We start from the raw sequence: 15,000 nt of genomic DNA on the forward strand, positions 1-15,000 counted from the left end.
CGCGAACGACTCCGCGACTAACGACTTGTTGTGCAAGTTTCACCGCAGGCGTAGCGTAATGGCTTGTTTTCCCTATTTTTAGGAGTCTGACTCTATGTCCCGTGTCCATCAATCTTCGGGATACGTTTTCCCGATGCCTGGCCGCGCGTTAGTAAACGCCTGGCGTGAAGGGTATACGCTGGCCAAATTCAAGCGGGATGTAATGGCGGGTCTGACGATTGGTGTGGTGGCGGTACCGCTCTCCATGGCGCTGGCCATCGCTACTGGCGTGCCACCTCAGCACGGGCTATACACTGCCATCGTGGCAGGCGCGGTGATCGCCTTGACCGGCGGTTCGCGGTTTAATATCTCTGGCCCTACCGCCGCCTTTGTGGTGATCCTATTCCCCATTGTGGCCAATCATGGTTTGGGCGGGCTGCTGATTGCTACCTTTATGGCAGGCGCCATTTTGGTCGCGCTGGGGCTGTCGCGGCTGGGCAGTCTGATTCAGTACGTCCCCTACCCGGTCATTCTTGGCTTCACAGCGGGCATTGGCGTCGTCATTGCGCTGCTGCAACTGCCCGATTTTCTCGGTTTGGCCGGGGTCGAGCTCGGCGATAGTACTCTGCGTAACCTCATGCTGATTGGTCGAGCACTGCCCACTCTGTCACTGGCTGAAATCAGCGTCGGGCTTGTGACCTTGGCAACGCTGTTAATCTGGCCCCGCCTGAATACGCCAGTTCCTGCCCCGCTGGTTGGCTTGGCGGTGGGTACCCTGGTTGCCGCCCTGCTGCTGGTGGGTGGTGTCGAGGTCGATACTATCGCCTCGCGCTTTAGCTGGGAGTATCAGGGCGAAAGCGGCAGTGGCATTCCTCCCTTCGCGCCTGGCTTTATCGCACCGTGGCATTTCCCTGGTGCCGATGGCACGCCGCTTGAGATCGACTTTGCGCTGATTCAGGCTCTGCTTGGCCCGGCACTGGCGATTGCACTGCTGGCGGCCATTGAGTCGCTACTGTGTGCCGTGGTAGCAGATGGCTTAACTCGCACCCGCCATGATCCTAATGCCGAGCTAATTGGCCAGGGGCTGGGCAATATGGTGGTGCCCTTCTTCGGCGGCATTACCGCCACGGCGGCCCTTGCCCGCACCGCGACCAATATCAAAAGCGGTGCCTTTTCACCTATCGCTGCAGTGGTGCACTCAGTCGTAGTGCTACTTGCCGTGGTCGTGCTCGCGGGAGTACTGGGATATGTACCCATGGCCGCTCTGGCTGCCCTGCTCTTCATCATCGCCTGGAACATGAGCGAGGCGCACCACTTTATGCATACGCTGAAAAGCGCCCCCGCCAGCGATGTTTGGGTGTTGGTGATCTGTTTCGTACTCACGGTTGTTTTTGACATGGTGGTTGCCGTGGCCGTGGGTATTGGCCTAGCCGCCGCGCTGTTTATTCGCCGAATGGCACAGCTGACTCATACCCAACGCTTGGCGGCACCCAACACCAGCGAACACTTCCCGCCGGAAGTAGCCCTTTATAAGATAAGCGGACCGCTGTTTTTTGGCGCAGCAGAAAAGGCCATTGCCACACTCAGAGTGATTGACCACAGCGTAAAAATCGTCGTTCTGGATATGCGCGATGTACCCAGCCTGGATACCACCGCCATGGTGGCGCTGGATACGCTGCGACGCGAGCTGGGCGAGCATGGGGTGGGGGTAATATTTGTAGGGTTGTCACCGCGCATAGCGCTGAAACTCAAACGCGCGGGCATTAAGCGCGAAGCAGGTCAGTTAGCGGTTGTCAGTAACCTTGCCCACGCAGAGCGAATGGCGCGCCGTTGGTTGGGCCAACAGGGGAACGGCGGGGATTAAATCGTGCCTGAGCAGTGACACTGCCGAAGTTAAAAAGGGGAGTTGCCTCCCCCTGAGATACGACACTAGAACGATGTCAGCTCGCCATATCCAACACGATACGACCCTCGATTTTGCCGTCGATCATGCGCTGGAAGACATCGTTGATATTGTCCAGCGTATCGGTTGCGACCGTGGCCTTAACCTTGCCTTCGGCAGCGAAATCCAGCGCTTCCTGCAGATCGCTGCGCGTACCAACGATAGAGCCACGTATGGTAATGCCATTGAGCACTGTGCTAAAGATTGGCAGCGGGAAGTCGCCGGGTGGTAGGCCATTGAGCACCAGTGTTCCGCCGCGGCGTAGCATATTCTGCGCTTGATCAAACGCCTTCGGCGACACCGCTGTCACCAAGGCCCCGTGAGCACCACCAGTGGTTTTCTTCAGGTAGGCCGCTGGGTCGGTTTTCATGGCGTTAACGGTTACCGTGGCGCCTAAACGCTCAGCCAGGGCTAGCTTACCGTCATCGATATCAACAGCCGCCACGTTCAGCCCCATCGCTTTGGCGTACTGCACCGCCATATGGCCAAGCCCACCTATCCCCGAAATCACCACCCACTGACCGGGGCGGGTATCGGTCATTTTCAAGCCTTTATAAACCGTTACCCCTGCACACAACACCGGGGCTATTTCAATAAAATCAACGGCATCCGGTAATCGCCCTACATAGCCTGCATCCGCTAAGGTGTAGTCCGCGAACCCGCCGTTAACGCTGTAGCCGGTATTCTGCTGGGACTCGCACAGCGTCTCCCAACCGCCTAAACAGTGCTCACAGTAGCCGCAGGCCGAGTAGAGCCAGGGCACACCAATACGATCACCCTCTTTGACGTGGGAAACACCTTCACCCACCGCCACAATATGTCCAACGCCTTCGTGCCCTGGAATAAACGGCGGCGAGGGTTTTACCGGCCAATCGCCGTGGGCGGCGTGTAAATCGGTATGGCAAACCCCAGAGGCCGCCACTTTCATCAACACTTCGCCCTGCTTAGGGCGAGGTACGTCAACTTCTTCTATGACCAACGGCTGGCCAAACTCACGAACGACCGCCGCGCGCATTGTGCTATCCATGATGCAACTCCTAATAGTTTTCGATACGGCAGTTTAAGCACTGCTCTTATCGGTAGAGTCAGCGTCAGGGGACTGACAATTACCGCCCGGCTGATGCCGGGCGGTGTGGGCTAGCTATACATAGAAAAACGTGGCGGGTTAGAAGAAGCCCAGCGGATTGATGTCGTAGCTGACCAGCAGGTTTTTGGTTTGCTGGTAATGTTCGAGGGCGACTTTGTGAGTTTCGCGGCCAACGCCAGATTTCTTGTAGCCACCAAAAGCTGCGTGGGCGGGATACTGGTGGTAGCAGTTGGTCCATACACGTCCGGCTTGAATGCCTCGGCCCATGCGGAAGGCGACGTTGATATCGCGGCTCCACACGCCTGCGCCCAAACCAAACTCGGTGTCGTTGGCAATCGCCAACGCTTCTTCTTCATCCTTGAAGGTAGTGACTGCCACCACCGGGCCAAAGATTTCTTCCTGGAAGACGCGCATCTGATTGTTACCCTTCAGCAGCGTGGGCTGGATGTAGTAACCATCGTTGATGCTGTCGTCCATGGTCTCTTTATTACCGCCGGTGAGGAATTCCGCGCCTTCATCTCGGGCGATATCCATATAGGACATGATTTTATCGAACTGCTCTTGAGAGGCCTGAGCCCCCACCTGCACGTCGGTATCCAGAGGATTGCCGCGTTTGATGGTTTTGGTACGCTCGATGACCTTGGCCATGAACTCCTCGTACATGCTCTCTTGGATCAGCGCACGTGACGGGCAAGTACACACTTCACCCTGGTTAAAGAACGCCAGCACCAAGCCTTCGACTGCTTTATCAATAAAGGTCGGTTCGGCGTTCATGATGTCGGCAAAGTAGATGTTGGGGGATTTGCCGCCTAGCTCCACGGTAGAGGGAATGATGTTTTCCGCCGCGCATTTCAAGATATGCGAGCCAACAGGGGTAGAGCCGGTAAAGGCGATCTTGGCAATGCGCTTGCTGCTTGCCAACGCCTGCCCTGCCTCAGCGCCAAAGCCGTTGACGATATTGAGCACGCCAGGCGGCAGCAGATCACCGATCACTTCCATCACCTTCAGAATCGAGGCAGGCGTTTGCTCTGCAGGCTTCAAGACCACGCAGTTACCCGCCGCCAGTGCAGGTGCCAGCTTCCAGGCAGCCATAAGTATTGGGAAGTTCCAAGGAATAATCTGCCCCACCACGCCCAGCGGCTCGTGAAAATGGTAGGAGACAGTATTGGCGTCAATATCTGCCGCGGTGCCCTCTTGGGAGCGTAAACAGCCCGCAAAGTAGCGGAAGTGGTCAACGGCCAGCGGTATATCCGCATTGAGAGTTTCGCGTACGGCTTTACCGTTATCCCAGGTTTCAGCCACCGCGAGGGCTTCAAGGTTTTGCTCAATACGATCGGCGATTTTCAGCAGGATATTACTGCGCTCTTGGGCGGATGTTTTCCCCCAGGCAGGTGCCGCTTTGTGGGCCGCATCCAGCGCTTTATCGATATCCTCTGCCGTTGAGCGGGGGATTTCGCAGAAGACATGGCCATTGACGGGGCTAATATTATCGAAGTATTGGCCTTTCACCGGGTCAACAAATTCGCCGCCGATATAGTTGCCATAGCGTTTTTCAAATGACACCACAGAACCGGTATCACCAGGGTTGGCGTAGATCATTGTATTGCTCCTGAGTATTATGATTATTAAAGGTGCATTGACAGTGTTGTTCACTAAAGCAAATGGCGATATAGCCCGATGGCAGGATTAGCCCTCATCCCTTGGTAGGAGACGCCATGTATTCCCTGTTGGTGGCGGATGACCATCCGCTATTCCGAGACGCGCTACAAACCGTGATTAGCGGGGGCTTGGCAGGCAGCCTGCTATTGGAAGCAGAGAGCCTTGCTGATGCAATAACGCTGATTGAAGCGCAAACAGAGCTAGATCTATTGCTGCTGGATTTAAGCCTTCCGGATGCGGAAGGCTTAGAGGGGCTGACAGCACTGCGAGAGGCATTTCCCTGGTTGCCGGTGGCGATTGTTTCTGCACATCAAGAGCGCCAGCTGGTACTCGATGCCATTACCCTCGGCGCGGTGGGCTATATTCCCAAATCCACACCCCGGGAAGCGCTGCTGGCGGCGTTAACGCAGATTCTTGAAGGCCAGCTCTACCTGCCGCCCGATATCATGCGTCGCCCAGCACCGCGCACTTCTGCGGTGCCACCCATTGCAAATGCTTCATCGACCAGCGAGCGGTTGGCGCGTTTAACCGATAAGCAGTTAGAGGTGTTGGCGTGCATGACGACAGGCATGTCGAACAAGCATATTGCCCGGGAGTTGTTGATTGCCGAAACGACCGTCAAAACCCATGTCTCGGCGATTCTGCGCAAGCTGAATGCCACGAGTCGGGTTCACGCCATTGTTATCGCAGGCGAGGAAGATCTAAGCTTTCACCGGGCCAACCGCACGCGTTAGGCTTTATTGAGCAGTGTGGCTAGCAGCATGCGCAGCCGCAGGGGCTTTAACGGTTTGAGCAGGCAGTACATGCCCGCTTCGCGGGTTGCACGCTTAATCTCCGCCTCGTGATTGGCAGTAATCACCACCGCTGCCAAGCCTGGATAACGGCGCTGCAGTCGCGCGGCCAACTCAATGCCGGTTTCGCGGTGATCGCCCAAATGATAATCCACCAGCAATACTGACGGTCGCTCACCGTCGCTGGCAGCCTCCAACGCACTCACCGTGGCGGCGGCGCGCACTCGGCACCCCCAACTGCCCAGCAGCGCCTGCATACCTTCTATAATCGCCAGGTCATCATCAATCACCCAAATGACACAGCCGCTTAGCGGATCCTCTGCAACGTCAGGCAGCGGCGTATAATGAGTGCTCGCCACTGCAGGCGGCGCGGCCGTCGCGTAGGGTACGGTGATCGAAAATAGCGCACCCGCGCCAGGGCTAGAGGCGAGCGAGATCGGTTGTCCCAGCATGGCGCTGATCCGGTCAACGATGGCTAGACCCAACCCCAAACCGCGGCTGTGGGAGCTATTGGGCTGATTAGCGCGGCGAAACTCCAGAAAGATCGCTTCCCGCTGCTGCTCAGGGATCCCGGGGCCGGTATCGCCCACCATAATTTCCAGGCCATCTCGTCTCCGCCGACAGCCCAGCAGCACGCGCCCCTGCTCGGTATAGCGCACCGCGTTGCTTAAGAAGTTGCGGATCACTCGCGCCAGCAACGCTAGATCCGACTCGACCACCGCACTGGAAGGCACGTAGTGCAGTGTCAGCCCCCGCACCCCGGCCACTTGGCGATACTCCTCTGCCAGCGCATCTAGCAGCGTGCTCACCGCGAAGGGCGCTTTATCGGCGTGGAGTACGCCTGCGTCCAAACGCGAGATATCCACTAGCGTTCCTATCAAGCCTTCAACATCTTTCAGCGAACGGCCAATATGGCCGACCAGAGCTTGTGAGGTATCAGGAAGCGAGTGGGTTTCTAACGCACTGGCAAACAGCCGGGCGGCATTGAGTGGCTGAAGCAAATCGTGACTGACCGCCGCCAGAAATTTCGTTTTGGAGAGGTTAGCGGCTTCGGCTTCGGCCTTCGCGGCCAGTAGGCGCGTATTGACCTGGCTCAGTTCGTCTAAGGTGCGGTGCAGCGCATCAGTGCGCTCACGCACCTGTTCGGCAAGTAACACTGAGCGTTCAAACGCGGCATAGGGCGCGGGGTCGGCACCGCTTCCCGTTTCCACCCGCTCCATCAGCGCTTGGCACACTTTACGCAAGCGACGGTTCTCTTCCCGCAGCGCCGCGACATCCGCCGCGTCAGTGTTTGTGGTTAGTTGGAAGAGATCCAAACGCCACCCCCGTAAACGTTTGATTCACATGCATACCATGATGCTGTTCACCGTACGTATTGAACCCCACTACGCCTGCCTGGCGCAGCAACTGCGATGCCTGATCCAACTGTTGTAACGCCTCGAGCTCCATCCTGCGTAGAAAACAGTCGCAGCCAATAATCATGCTCGGCGCGCCTAGGCGGGCACCTACTCCAGCAAGCATCACGCTGAGATTATCCAGTAGCGGCGTAGGCTGCATGGCGGTCAGTACAATGCCGTTTTCCACCGCGCAGTAAAAGCTCAAACTACTGTCGCTATTAACACGCTGAATAGAGCGCACGTAGTGCTGGCCGCCGATGCGTACGGCTAATGGATGACGGGCAAAAATGCCAGCGTTGAGCTGCGCAGGCGCACTACCTACCAGTTCGGCATATACCTGGGCGGCAGGCAACCCGTTGAGTTCTATCACCCGCCGCTGTTCGCGGTCAGCCTCGGTCACTACGAGTTTGTGGGCCAATGGTATTAAGTGGTGGGTTGAAAATACTTCAAAAGGCAGCCGAGTGTTGATCATCACCACCACTGCTGCACGGGTATAAAAGCGCCCAGCGGTATACACATGGGTATGGCTAAGGTGATTGTCGTCACCCGCCGAGCCGCCAAAACTGGGGATACGGCCTAGGGCGGCATCTAAGGTAGCGAGCACCTGCTCTTCACGGCTGGATAAGCCATCCAATAGCGTCAGCGCAAAGCTGTGTTCGTTAATCGGCGCGATGGTTTGTTGGCGGCACTGCTCCAACAGCGTATCGACCAGCGGTTGAGCGTTGGCTAGTTCAAAATGCTCCAGGTCGTCGATCAGCGCCGTTTCAATGGCAAACAGTCGGCGATCAAACCCAATCGCCACGATGGAACCGCGGTCATAGCCTCCAGGGGTTATTTCCCCAGCCGTCGTACAGCCACTTAGCGGCGTGGTGGGAAAACTACTTTCCAGCGCGTCTGCTAGGGCAGCTAAATCATACTCCGCGCTGCAGAAGAACAGCACGAACCCCAAGTGTTCGTGCTGTAAAGCGTCGGCTAACTCCGCCGCTGCCTGGCAAGCATTAGCCTGCTGACTGGCCGCAGTAAGAATACCCTGCTCAACCTGATAAGTGGTCACGGCACCACCTCTCTAGTGCGGCATATGTATGCGCCGCTGCAAGTCTTAACGCGCAGAACGCATCATCAAGCTGCTTAGATGTCGCATGTTGCGTTTCAGCTAATTTTTCAAGCTGCTTCGCCAATTCGGCAAGCTGGTCGGCGCCCATACTCAATGACTCGCCGCGCAGTTGGTGGGCAAGCCGCTCAACCTGCTGTGTCTGCTCTGACGTTAGGGGAGTAGCGGCCAAACACGCAGCCAACTGAGCGGAGTAATCGCTTACTTGCTGATGATATAGCATGATCAGTTGTGTAACGCTCGCCTCCCCTAGCGTCGTTTTCAGCATGCCAAGGGTATCGCTGTTAAGGAGTGATTGCTGCTTGGTTAACGGAGGAGAGACCGCTAATGCCTGTAAAGGCGTTGCGTCTGGGGTTGCAAAAAGTTGTAATGCCAACACGTTACTTAACGCCGCAAGCGACAGTGGCTTAGTGATGTAATCATCCATGCCCGCCGCCAGGCAGCGTTTACGGTCATCTTCAGCCCCCCCGGCCGTCATGGCAACAATCGGCACACTGGCCAGCCAGCCACCCTGTTCCCGCAAACGCTGGGTGACTGCCAGGCCATCCATATCGGGCAGTTGAATATCCATAAAGATCAAATGCACTTGTTGGGATTCGGCCATGGCCAAGGCATCATGGCCGTTCTCGGCCCAGACGACATCGCAACCTAAGCGCGCCAACAAGCCCATCGCGACTTTGCGATTAACGGCATTGTCCTCTACCAGCAGCAGTGTTGTGCCGGTAAAGTCCCGTTTGGGGGATGGGGGCAGCGTACTGGATACGGGGTCGGCGGCGATCAAGGGCAACTCACACCAGAAAGTGCTACCTTGGCCTAATTGGCTTTTTACCCCTAATCGCCCTTGCATGGCTTCGCTTAACCGTTTGCAAATTGCCAGCCCTAGCCCGGTACCCCCAAATCGACGTGCCACCGATTCATCCGCTTGCTGAAAAGGCTCAAATAGACGCTGCTGTTGCTGTTCGCTTAGACCACAGCCCGTATCACTGACCTCAAACAGTAACTGCTCCACCGTCGAAGAGACTCGTACGCTGACATCACCGTGATCAGTGAATTTAATCGCATTGGCAATTAGGTTAAGCAAAATTTGCCTCAGCCGACCTGCATCGACAAGCACCCAGGCAGGCACCAGTGCATCGACATTGACCGATAGCGTTAACCCTTTCATTTTTGCTCGGGGCGCAAATAGCACGACAACACTATCGACCAGCGGCTTGAGTTCCGTAGGCGATGTTTCAAGGGTTAAGTGCCCTGCTTCGATTTTTGAGAAATCGAGAATTTCATTGATCATCGCCAGCAATTGGTTGGCGCTGTCGTGGATCGTATGAGCGTAATCTTCTACCTGAGCGGGGCTGGCGGATTCACGCAGCAGCTCACTCATGCCGATAACACCGTTCAGCGGCGTGCGAATTTCATGGCTGACCATGGCTAAAAAGTCTGACTTTGCCTGATTCGCCGCCTGAGCCTGTTTGGCGGTGACTTCCAACTGCCGACCAAGCTGCTCCTGGCTCCGCCTTATCGCCGCACTCTCACGCATTTCACGCACCAAAAAAGCAATCACCAGAAACGCCGCTAAGCTCATGCCAATAATCAGGCTCATCAGCAACTTGTAAAGCAGGCTGAGCTGGGCACGCTCCTCCGTCGCCGATTCGGCTAAATAGCCGTTAATAGCAATAACCAGGCGTTCAGTCAGTTGCGTTAGTACCTGTAGCTCATCTTCCAGCGCTGCTATCGGCAGTTGATCAAACACGCCGTAGGGTTCGAATATGATATCCAGCACATCAAGCTGCTGCTGAATTTCTTCCAGTAGCTCACGGGCGGTATCGATCTGCTGCAACAAGTTGCTGACTTCGCCGTCGTTAAGCAGCGTTATACGGCTATAAAGTAGCTCAAAGCGAAGATTTAGCTCCTCGTGAGCCGTCGGAGTTATCGGCTCGCGGGTTGCCGCCAATAAATGATTAAGTAGCTGTACCGCATCACGATCCAGCTTATAAACAACCCAGGCGGTATCTTCCCTCAGGCTTTGGGTTAGATTTTCCTGCCGCCAAGCGGCCAAGGTAGCGACGACCAACGCCGCAGCGAACAGTAACACCGCGACAATGGCAACGAGCTTAAAACGGCGAGGATAACGCAGTAGGTTGGAAGCCTGCGCACTAGGAGCGCTAGAGAACATTAATATGCATAACCTGCCATACCGCTCTAAAGCGGATTTTTTCGCTTAACAGCACTTCATCTTGATCAAAGGGGTAGAGCACCCACAAAGGGCCATATTCGCGAATCGGAATCGCCTCACCGTTTTTTTCGATGGCTAAGATGACATCGTGCTCAATAAAATCACTGACCGGTATTTCGGCTTCGTAACCGTTCAGCGCGGAAACGTGAACCGCATCACTGTCGGAGCTTAATAGCGCCAAAAGATCACGCATTAAAGGGCCACTATAGTGGCTTCGGCCCTCTGTCCACGGCGTGCTGGTATCAAATTCATACTGTGGTAAAGCCGCTAACATGGCCCGGTCAAACTGCGCTTCACTCCCCACATTGGTAAGGTCTATGTTACCACTGACGGTCAAAATAACGGGCCCGTTAGGCACGTCTAGTTCATCGACTGAATCAGCAAGCCCCACCAGGGGAGCGCTGAACATCAGCACGGCCCACCCCATTAACCACGCTTTCACAGTAAACACCTCACGCAAGGTTGCCCGCTGGTTATAGCTCCCAGGAACAATAAAAGAAGACAGCGTAAAGGTTACGCCATCTCCTTAAGCAGGTCAGGGCAAATACTGTTTTTTTCGTCACTGAAACGTTATTTACTGTTCACACTAGGGTTACGATTTGATTTTCTCGAAGGGTTCAAAGCGCACCAAATCTTCGTAGGCGTGCCAACTGGCATGTCCTAGCACAGGCAAAATAAGTGCAAGACCAATGTAAAACGTCATAACGCCAACCAGAACGCACAGGGTAAGAATCACCGCCCATAACAGCATCACGCGAAAGTTACGCGCGACACAGCGTACGCTAGCTTCTATCCCCTCCATAAAGGTTAGGTCTTGATCCATCAAGGTAGGAATCGCTACAACGCTTATGGCGAAGGCGCCAAAGGCTAAAATCCCGCCTGCAACTGTGCCCACTGCCAACATGCCCAGGCCCTCTGAGGTGGTCAGCAGCGCAGTATAGAGCGACGCGGGACTAGGCACTTCAAAACCGAAAAATAGTGCGAACAGCAGCGTGGCCAAACGAATCCAAGCGAGGAAGAAGATCATCATCATGACGCCCATCATCGCCAGCTGACCAGCATGGGGCTTCCAGCTTCCAAACGCATCACCTAGGTTAGGTACTTGTCCACGTTCCAACGCTCGGCTAATACCATAAGAGCCTACTGCCACCAGCGGGCCAATAAACATAAACCCGGCAATCATGGGCAGCAGCCAGTACCAGTAGCCCATGGTGAAGGCGCCAAGAGTAATGGCAATACTCAACCCCACCCAAAACATGCCATAAGAGAGGCTCACTACCGTTGCCCGACGAAAATCCTCTACGCCAGCAGCCAACCACGCCCTGGGTCGATCCAATCCAACCTTGTTAATAGTGATTTTAACGCTGGGTTGATCCGCATGGTGGTTTGTTTTTGTTGTAGCCGCATTCATGGCATCACTCCTGTTGTTCCTGATATAGACCCTGGATTCAGGATTTACCTCTAAGGCATCAACACTCATTACCCGTTGACGGTATTAACACTAAATTAATGGCTTAACATTATTTGTTAATACCCTCTTAATGTAGCTGACCAACGCTGTTTGGGGTGACGCTTTGAGATGCGCGTACAAAAAATCCACGAAACAGCTGTCAACCGCCAATTAAATTGCTGCGTTAGTAAAAACCGATATAGTCAAGACGCGCGACGGACGGCCATAAAAAACTCCGAGCAACTGCCCGGAGTTTTGGGTTTTCCGTACGTGACGCTCTGAATGTCTAGCGCACAATCATTACCGACATTTTGGCATGGTGCACAACGTGCTCTGCATTGGGGCCGAGCACATAATCGACAAACTTACGCTTATTGTGGGAAGCCATGACGATTAGATCGACGTCCAGTTTCTTACCGGCTTTAATAATGGCCTCCCAAGGTGAGCCATCCACAATGACACTTTGTACCTGAATGTCGTCGGGCACATTCGTCTTGATAAAGTCATGGAGCGCATCGGTGATCGCTGTATGCGCTTTTTTGGAGAAGTCCTTGGGGAAGTAGGAGCCCACCATGGGCATACGATAGTCCGGCAGTACCGTCACCACATGAAGCGAGGCGCCAAAAGTTCGACATAGCGTCAGGGCTGTGGGCAGCGCCTTCGACCAGGAAGACTCCTCGTTCAAATCCACCGGCAACATGATCTTGCTATACATGGCACTCTCCTTCATGCGGTGGCGGCAGCTTGCGTGTTATCGCGACGCCGACGCTGCATCAATACGATCAACCCAAAGACCAAGAAGGCAGGAATCCACATTAGCTCCTTAGTCCAGCGGTCGACGGGGGCCAGAACTTCGATGATTTCTTGATCGAAGTCGAAACCGAGCTCTGCCGCTTGGCTGCCGTAGGTCACCATATCAACGGTTGCCGTGCCATCCTCAATAAAGAGCTCCATGCCCAGGTTATTGAGCCGCTCCTGACCTGTTTCGCCTTCAGGTACCGGTAATGTCATGTAAGTGGTCATGGGATCGCCATAATCATCAAGACCCGCAATCTGCAAACGCAAAGTGGAGTCTTCATCCACATCACCCAGCGCTTCGACGAATTGCGCGGGCGGGATGGATTCGTAGGGATCATGAATCATGTCCATCCAGAAACCAGGCCGGAACAGCGTGAACGCAATCAGCAGCAGCACGATAGACTCATACCAGCGGTTGCGCGTAATCATAAAGCCCTGGGTCGCGGCAGCGAAGATCAACATGGCGATGGTCGACACCACAAAGATCAACACCCCCTGAAGGAAGGTCACATCGATGAGTAGCAGATCTGTATTGAAGATAAACAGAAACGGCAGCGCCGCGGTACGAAGGCTGTAATAGAACGCCTGGAAACCGGTTCGAATGGGATCGCCACCGGATACTGCCGCCGCCGCAAAGGAGGCCAGCCCCACCGGTGGGGTAACGTCGGCCATGATGCCGAAGTAGAACACGAACAGGTGTACCGCAATCAATGGTACCAGCAAGCCATTTTGAGCGCCCAGGTTGACGATGACCGGTGCCAGTAGTGCCGATACGACGATGTAGTTTGCTGTCGTAGGCAGCCCCATGCCGAGGATCAAGCTAAGCACAGCGGTAAGCAGCAAGATTAGCATCAAGTTGCCCATGGCCAGCGTTTCCACCACTTCGGCTAGCACCAGACCCACCCCGGTCTGGGAGACGGCACCGACGATGATACCGGCGGTGGCCGTGGCAATGCCAATGCCGATCATGTTGCGGGCACCAGTGACCAGGCCATTCCAAAGATCCATCGCGCCTTCACGCAGATCCGCCCTCATATCGCTGCGTCCGCGAAAGATTGACGTAATGGGGCGCTGGGTCAGAATAATGAAAATCATGAAAACGGTGGCCCAGAAAGCCGACAGTCCTGGCGATAAACGTTCCACCATCAGACACCACACCAGCACAATAACCGGCAGGATGTACTGCAAGCCAACCAGCACCGTCGGTTTGGTCTGGGGCAGTGTAAAGATCGGTTGGTTAGGGTCATCGAGCTCGAGCTCTGGGTAACCGGCCGCCAGTTTGAGCAGGGCAATATAAATGACCGTAAGTCCAACGGCTACCACCCAGGGGGTCGCATCCCCCAGTACCGGCTTGAGCCAGCCAAGGCCGTAATAAACAGCCAGGGCGGTGCCCATCATCAGTAGCAAACCACCGAGAAAGCCAATCACTTTATTGACCAGCGGCTTAGGTGGGTTACTGCTTTGCAGCCCCTTCATGTTGGCCTTGAGGGCCTCAAGGTGAACGATGTAGACCAGCGCAATATAGGAGATCAGCGCGGGAAGGAAGGCATGCTTGATCACCTCGACATAAGAGATGCCCACATACTCGACCATCAAGAAAGCGGCCGCCCCCATTACCGGAGGCATAATCTGTCCATTAACCGATGACGCCACTTCAACAGCGCCCGCCTTTTCCGCGGAAAATCCGACACGTTTCATCATCGGCACGGTAAAGGTGCCGGTGGTCACCACATTGGCAATCGAGGAGCCGGAAATCAGACCGGTCATGGCCGAGGCCACCACGGCAGCTTTCGCTGGTCCGCCGCGATAGTGGCCCAATAGTGAGAACGCCACCTTGATAAAGTAATTGCCAGCACCCGCCTTATCGAGCAGAGCACCGAATAACACAAACAGAAACACGAAGCTGGTTGATACCCCCAGAGCGATACCGAAGACCCCCTGCGTAGTCAACCACTGGTGATTAATCAAGCCAAAGAGGCTCACCCCACCATGGGAAAGAATACCCGGCATCCAAGGGCCAGCCAGGCTATAGAGAAGAAAAACCGACGCTACAATCATTAACGGCGGGCCAAGCGCTCGACGTGTCGCCTCGAGCAGCAGCAGTATCCCTGCGATGCCAATAATAACGTCCTGCAGTATCGGTGCGCCGGGGCGCTGGGATAACTGCTCGTAAAACATAAACATGTAAGCGCCACAGAAGGCCGCCGCCGCTGCAAGCACCCAATCCTGAATCGGAACACGGTCGCGCGGGGAGCGCTTGAGTGCCGGATAAGCCATATACGCCAAAAAAAGCGCAAAGGCCAAGTGAATAGAACGCGCCTCAGTGGCACTAAATACACCAAACCCAAGGACGAAGGGCACTGGCGAAGCGATCCACAATTGAAAAAGAGACCACACTGCCGCAATGCTTACCAAAAGCTTTCCGGGCATGCCGGCTGGCTTGCGGGCTCCTGTGTCGCTAGAGGCGACCATATCCTCCAAGTCTACTCCGGCTCCCGAAGGCCTGTTCTTATCGTCTGTCATCTGCCTGCCCCGCTCCGAGTCGATTGACGCATC

General features: G+C 55.3%; 11 protein-coding genes. 2 read left to right on the forward strand and 9 right to left on the reverse strand.

The features are described 5' to 3' along the window. Positions 1 to 94: 94 nt before the first annotated feature. Positions 95 to 1,843 (forward strand): C4-dicarboxylic acid transporter DauA, encoded by a 1,749-nt coding sequence (dauA, locus tag LMS44_RS17135; RefSeq protein WP_022522297.1) that lies wholly within the window; start codon positions 95 to 97, stop codon positions 1,841 to 1,843. A gap of 76 nt (positions 1,844 to 1,919) precedes the next feature. Here the strand turns inward: dauA and adhP are convergent, their stop codons facing one another. Together adhP and exaC are read right to left on the reverse strand one after the other, a co-directional pair. Beyond that, positions 1,920 to 2,948, reverse strand: coding sequence for an alcohol dehydrogenase AdhP (adhP, locus tag LMS44_RS17140; RefSeq protein WP_022522296.1), 1,029 nt, complete (start codon positions 2,946 to 2,948; stop codon positions 1,920 to 1,922). A gap of 138 nt (positions 2,949 to 3,086) precedes the next feature. Beyond that, positions 3,087 to 4,607, reverse strand: a complete 1,521-nt coding sequence (exaC, locus tag LMS44_RS17145; RefSeq protein WP_278371504.1) for an acetaldehyde dehydrogenase ExaC — start codon at positions 4,605 to 4,607, stop codon at positions 3,087 to 3,089. 116 nt (positions 4,608 to 4,723) lie between these two features. Between exaC and LMS44_RS17150 the strand changes: the two genes are divergently transcribed. Next, positions 4,724 to 5,401 carry a response regulator gene (locus LMS44_RS17150; protein ID WP_022522294.1) on the forward strand — a complete coding sequence of 226 codons (678 nt, stop codon included), beginning with the start codon at positions 4,724 to 4,726 and terminating at the stop codon, positions 5,399 to 5,401. On the opposite strand, the gene LMS44_RS17155 is transcribed toward LMS44_RS17150, so the two are convergent. From LMS44_RS17155 to LMS44_RS17185, 7 genes are all read right to left on the reverse strand, one after another. Beyond that, the gene (locus LMS44_RS17155) at positions 5,398 to 6,774 is read right to left on the reverse strand and encodes a hybrid sensor histidine kinase/response regulator (RefSeq protein WP_022522293.1); all 1,377 of its coding nucleotides are present in this window, start codon (positions 6,772 to 6,774) and stop codon (positions 5,398 to 5,400) included. The two genes, LMS44_RS17150 and LMS44_RS17155, sit on opposite strands and share 4 nt — an antisense overlap. Beyond that, on the reverse strand, positions 6,743 to 7,909 hold the full coding sequence (nosP, locus tag LMS44_RS17160) for a nitric oxide-sensing protein NosP (RefSeq protein ID WP_022522292.1): 1,167 nt from the start codon (positions 7,907 to 7,909) through the stop codon (positions 6,743 to 6,745). Before nosP ends, LMS44_RS17155 begins: the two co-directional genes overlap by 32 nt. Further along, positions 7,890 to 10,136 carry a hybrid sensor histidine kinase/response regulator gene (locus LMS44_RS17165; protein WP_041158854.1) on the reverse strand — a complete coding sequence of 749 codons (2,247 nt, stop codon included), beginning with the start codon at positions 10,134 to 10,136 and terminating at the stop codon, positions 7,890 to 7,892. The genes nosP and LMS44_RS17165 overlap by 20 nt, the downstream gene beginning before the upstream one ends. Then, the gene (locus LMS44_RS17170; RefSeq protein WP_051052028.1) at positions 10,126 to 10,623 is read right to left on the reverse strand and encodes a putative pterin-binding protein; all 498 of its coding nucleotides are present in this window, start codon (positions 10,621 to 10,623) and stop codon (positions 10,126 to 10,128) included. Before LMS44_RS17170 ends, LMS44_RS17165 begins: the two co-directional genes overlap by 11 nt. 165 nt (positions 10,624 to 10,788) lie before the next feature. Next, positions 10,789 to 11,607 carry a DUF2189 domain-containing protein gene (locus LMS44_RS17175; protein ID WP_022522289.1) on the reverse strand — a complete coding sequence of 273 codons (819 nt, stop codon included), beginning with the start codon at positions 11,605 to 11,607 and terminating at the stop codon, positions 10,789 to 10,791. Between the two features lie 325 nt (positions 11,608 to 11,932). Beyond that, the gene (locus LMS44_RS17180) at positions 11,933 to 12,361 is read right to left on the reverse strand and encodes a universal stress protein (RefSeq protein ID WP_027958076.1); all 429 of its coding nucleotides are present in this window, start codon (positions 12,359 to 12,361) and stop codon (positions 11,933 to 11,935) included. Positions 12,362 to 12,372: 11 nt separating this feature from the next. Further along, positions 12,373 to 14,967, reverse strand: coding sequence for a TRAP transporter permease (locus tag LMS44_RS17185; RefSeq protein ID WP_022522287.1), 2,595 nt, complete (start codon positions 14,965 to 14,967; stop codon positions 12,373 to 12,375). Positions 14,968 to 15,000 lie beyond the last annotated feature (33 nt).

This window comes from Halomonas profundus (assembly GCF_020865425.1).
Classification (GTDB): Bacteria; Pseudomonadota; Gammaproteobacteria; order Pseudomonadales; family Halomonadaceae; genus Vreelandella; species Vreelandella titanicae.

Bases quoted from the DNA above. Each gene is read 5' to 3' on its own strand.
- exaC (WP_278371504.1), bottom strand. From the start codon at position 4,607: ATGATCTACGCCAACCCTGGTGATACCGGTTCTGTGGTGTCATTTGAA.
- LMS44_RS17170 (WP_051052028.1), bottom strand. From the start codon at position 10,623: ATGGGGTGGGCCGTGCTGATGTTCAGCGCTCCCCTGGTGGGGCTTGCT.
- LMS44_RS17175 (WP_022522289.1), bottom strand. From the start codon at position 11,607: ATGAATGCGGCTACAACAAAAACAAACCACCATGCGGATCAACCCAGC.
- LMS44_RS17180 (WP_027958076.1), bottom strand. From the start codon at position 12,361: ATGTATAGCAAGATCATGTTGCCGGTGGATTTGAACGAGGAGTCTTCC.
- dauA (WP_022522297.1), top strand. From the start codon at position 95: ATGTCCCGTGTCCATCAATCTTCGGGATACGTTTTCCCGATGCCTGGC.
- LMS44_RS17150 (WP_022522294.1), top strand. From the start codon at position 4,724: ATGTATTCCCTGTTGGTGGCGGATGACCATCCGCTATTCCGAGACGCG.
- LMS44_RS17185 (WP_022522287.1), bottom strand. From the start codon at position 14,967: ATGACAGACGATAAGAACAGGCCTTCGGGAGCCGGAGTAGACTTGGAG.
- adhP (WP_022522296.1), bottom strand. From the start codon at position 2,948: ATGGATAGCACAATGCGCGCGGCGGTCGTTCGTGAGTTTGGCCAGCCG.
- LMS44_RS17165 (WP_041158854.1), bottom strand. From the start codon at position 10,136: ATGTTCTCTAGCGCTCCTAGTGCGCAGGCTTCCAACCTACTGCGTTAT.